Source organism: Chloroflexota bacterium, from assembly GCA_013152435.1.
Lineage (GTDB): Bacteria > Chloroflexota > Anaerolineae > DUEN01 > DUEN01 > DUEN01.
The window spans coordinates 1-4258 of record JAADGJ010000022.1; the positions used below are offsets into that span (position 1 = coordinate 1).

3 protein-coding genes are annotated in these 4258 nt (G+C 61.1%); all 3 read left to right on the plus strand.

Features of this window, described 5'->3' with window-relative positions:
- Positions 1 to 1005: 1005 nt before the first annotated feature.
- The 3 genes from GXP39_03020 (at position 1006) to GXP39_03030 (ending at position 4248) form a co-directional block, all read left to right on the plus strand.
- Positions 1006 to 2346 (plus strand): extracellular solute-binding protein, encoded by a 1341-nt coding sequence (locus tag GXP39_03020; protein ID NOZ27009.1) that lies wholly within the window; start codon positions 1006 to 1008, stop codon positions 2344 to 2346.
- A gap of 82 nt (positions 2347 to 2428) precedes the next feature.
- Positions 2429 to 3355, plus strand: a complete 927-nt coding sequence (locus GXP39_03025) for a sugar ABC transporter permease (protein ID NOZ27010.1) — start codon at positions 2429 to 2431, stop codon at positions 3353 to 3355.
- A 47-nt stretch (positions 3356 to 3402) separates the two neighbouring features.
- Positions 3403 to 4248: a carbohydrate ABC transporter permease gene (locus GXP39_03030; GenBank protein NOZ27011.1), complete on the plus strand. Its 846-nt coding sequence runs from the start codon at positions 3403 to 3405 to the stop codon at positions 4246 to 4248.
- Positions 4249 to 4258: the final 10 nt, after the last annotated feature.

A 4258-nucleotide genomic window follows, 5' to 3' on the forward strand; every position in this document is an offset into this window, starting at 1 on the left:
TTCGCATCAACGGAACAGCATGGGCGAGGCCCCCGCCTGTCGCTTTTTCCCTCCACGGGCGGTCGCACCTGAAAGGGGAGGTGCGGAGGGGCCTTCCCTCCGCAGGAAAACTCTTGTTCTCGCCTTTTCCCTGCCTGGTTGGGGCTTTGGCCGGTGGCCACCAGCCCCACGGGGCGTGAGGGGCTGAAAATAAGTTTCTTCGGAGGGGCGGCAGCCCCTCCGAGCCATCCCAGAGATGCGGGACCACGCTTCCGTATCGCTTAACTTGATACCAATGGGGGCATGGGGGGAAAGCCCCTCCGTGAAAAGACCTCTTTTTCCGTCCTTTGCCTCCGCGAGGCGAAGGATATGTTTCGTGAACGCGCAGGCATTGACGACCATCTCCGTTTCAGGTATAATGAAAATACCCCTCTGATACGCATACCATATGTGGTGAAGCGGCCGTATTGTCGTCGTCCGCTTCACGCATCGGCGTTCGTCACGCGTCTATGGCAGCGCGAGTGACGGATATCGGAACCATACCTCGTTGGATCGTGATGGTAAGCCTGTGAGGACAAGCCCGTCGACGATGGAGCTCGCGAGAGTCCCGTGTCTCCAGGCGTACCTGTGATCGCGGGTCGGTGTGAAATCGATCCGTTTCGCGTTGGCCCTTCGGTGTAGGGCTGAGGGCAAGGGGATGCGTTTCAGGCTCCGCTCCTGTCCCGCTTTGATCGTGCTTTCCCAGGCCTCATGCACCCCCTTCTATTCGAGTACGTGAAGATGCTTTCCGCGGGCTGAATCCTGTGTGTGGAATCTCCGCCGATCATACGTTGTCATGTGCGGCGGCGCGGATGGTACGGGATAAACTTGGGCTGATTCTGGAGGAGTGGGACCGGCGAGCTACGCCGGGAGCACGCTTCACCAGCTGTGGCCCCTGGAAAGGAGGTGATCATTCCAAAAACGGGCGGCTTTGGCGCTGGCTGCGATCAAGACCGATCGCGGCCCCAAGAGGTAGGGGGGAGAAAAATGCGAAACGAACGCTTCACTCGTCGGGCTTTCTTACGCACGTTGGGCGCCGGTATGGCATTTGCTTGGGTGGCCGCCTGTGCCCCACCGACCGCCCCGGAGGGGCAGGAGCAGCCCGCTAAGGCGCCGGAGAAGAAGCGGCGGCTCATCTTCTGGGGGCATGATGACCACCCCATCGATCTGGCAGCGACGGGATTTGTGGAGAAGTACCCCGAGGTCGAGTGGGTATCTCCCCATCCGCCGGAGCGAGGCGCCAAACTGACGGCGGCCATGGCCGCGGGGACCGGCTGCCCAGACCTCTTCTGGGCCGAGGCCACGGATGCGCAGGACTGGGGTTGCCGAGGGCTGCTCACGGACCTCACCGAACATCTCCTGCCCGAGAAGGACAACTACCACCCCCTGAAATGGAACGAGACCGTCATCCCCACCACCGGCAGGAACATCGGCTGGCCGGGCGATCTCAGCGTCAGCGGCTGGTACTATCGCGCCGATATCCTGGAGGACCTGGGGTATAGCGACGTCGATTCCTTGACCTACGATGATTTCATCGGGATGGCCTCCGAGCTCGCCCAGCAGGGCAAGTACACCTTCCTGTTCCCCTCCTCCGGATGGTATCTGGCGAGGCCGATCTTCGCGTATCGCGTGCACCAGCTTGGCGGCTCCATGGTCAGCCAGGATGGGCAGACCATCACCGTGGCCGACGAGAAGGGCGTCGAGGCGATGCGCATCGTCAAGCAGCTCTGGGACTCCGGCGGGGGGCTGGACGTCGGCTGGCTGCAGCCGCCTTACTATGCGGCCATGAAGGCGGACCAGCTCATCGGCCAGTTCGCGGCGGCGTGGGAAACGGGATTCTGGGAGTCGAACCTGACCTCTGAGGAGGGTGGTCTGGGGATGTGGCGTGTGGCCAAGTTCCCCGGAGGGCCCAATATCGAATATCGCACCGGCATCTTCGGCGGCGCCCAGTTGATCTGCCCGCAATGCGCGGAGAATAAGGACGATGCGATCCGCTTCATGAAGTACGCCTTGGGCAGCCTGGAGGGCGCGAAGCTGTGTGGGGAATGGGGGATCATCCCGGCTTATCGTCCCTATCTGGAATCCGAACATTTCCTCCAGGGAAAGACCGCGCTCTTTGGAGAGTGGCTCCACAACCAGTTCTGGGCCGAACAGGAGAAGGAGCTGTCGACAGAGTACGTTCGGCCGGCCGGGTGGAACGCCGTCCTGAAGGCGCTGGAAGAGGTGATGCCCGCCATCCTGAACGACGAGGTCTCCATCGAGGAGGGCCTGCAGAAGGTGGTCGAGCTGGCCACGCCTGACTTCGAACGGACCAAGTGCTCGGCCTGAGCACGGCCGACGGTTGGGGGCACCTCCGGGGGCTCGGCGGGGCCTCGGAGGTGCCCTCTTATGCCATGGATCGGAGGGGACGATGAGAAGCATCTCGGCGACTCACCCGCCCATAGTCAAGCCCCCGAAGCCGCTATGGAGACAGATTTTAGAGCACTGGATGGATTATCTGTTCATCTCTCCCTTCTACATCACCTTCCTCATTTTCGGCCTGTATCCCTTGCTGTGGGCGTTTCGCCTCAGCTTCAGCTACTGGCGAGGCTTCGGCCCGATGGAGTATGTGGGGCTTGGCAACTATCGGGCGATCTTGCGGGATCCCTACATCATCCGGGCCCTGGTGAACACCCTGGAGTTCGCCTATATCCTGCTCCCGACGGGGATCTTCATCGCGATCGTCTTCGCCGTGATCCTCAATAACAAGGAGTTGAAGGGACGCGGGATCTTTCGAACGCTGTATTTTCTGCCCTATGTCACCAGTTCGGTGATCGTGGGCATCGTCTTTATCCAGTTGTTCGACGATCAATTGGGCTGGGTCAACGCGGCGCTGAAGTCCATGGGGCTGTCGCCGGTCGGGTGGCTGCGCAAATCCCCCTGGGCGGCGAAGTCCGTCGTCATTCTCCTGACGCACTGGGGGGGGATCGGCTACAACATCCTCCTCTTCCTGGGCGGGCTTCAGGGCATCGAGCCGGAGATCTACGACGCGGCCAAGATCGATGGCGCCAGCGAGTGGCAGACGTTCTGGCGGATCACACTGCCTCTGCTCCGGCCGGTGATCTTCTTCCTCACCGTCGTGGCCACCATCGGCCTGATGAACATGTTCAATCAACCTTTCATCCTCACCCGCGGCGGCCCGCGGGGGGCTACGGAGACCCTGATGCTTCGCCTGTATCAGATCGGGATCGTCGATTCCCGCTTTGGGGATGCCTCCGCTTTGGGGTTCCTGGTCGGCCTGCTCGTGATCGGTATCTCGGCGATCCAGATTCGGTTCCAGCGGCACTGGATGGGATAGGGGGGCGTATGGTCGGGCATTCGAGACGAAAGCGTCAATGGAGGCTGTTGATCCCACGCATCGTGATCCGCGTGTTCACTTATATCCTCTTGCTGATCTTTGCCGTCATTTTCGTATTCCCTTTCTATGACATGGTCATCGGCTCGTTCATGGATGATAACGACCTCTTCGGCTTGCATCCCACATTTTGGCCGCGAGAGGGGTTTGACGTCGACGCGTATAGGGAGCTCTTCGCCGTCTATAATTTCTGGCGGCCCCTACTGAATAGCGTCTACGTGGCTGCCGTGCGCACGGTGGGCACGCTCTTCTTCTGCTCGCTGGCAGGCTTCACCTTCGCCAAGCGCCAGTTCCCCGGGCGGGACAAGCTGTTCTTCCTCATGCTGGCCACGATGATGCTGCCCTCTCAGGCCACGATCATCCCCTGGTACCTGCTGATGATCAAGGTCCTCAAGTGGGCGGATACGTACTGGCCCTTCTGGGTTCCCGTCTGGGCCACGGCTTTTGGGATCTTCCTCATGCGGCAGTTCATCGCCGCGTCCATCCCGGATGAGATGATCGAGGCCGCCGCGATCGATGGTTGTTCCGTCTTCGGCACCTTCGTGCGGATCGTCCTTCCTCTCGTGAAGCCGGGGCTTGCCGTCTTGGGCATCATCACCTTCGTGAACGGGTGGAACATCTTCCTGGAGCCGTTGTTGATCCTGTCCGATCCCGACAAGTTTACCGCGCCTCTCGCCCTGGTGGCGTTTCAGGGCTCGCAACGGTACGCGCCTCGATACGCGATGTTGTTCGCCGGGAGCACGCTTTCGACCATCCCGCTTCTGGTCGTCTTCTTCGCCTTCCAGCGGCAGCTCATCTCCGGCATCATGTCCGGGGCGCTGAAGGGGCAGGGTTAGGGGTCCTATA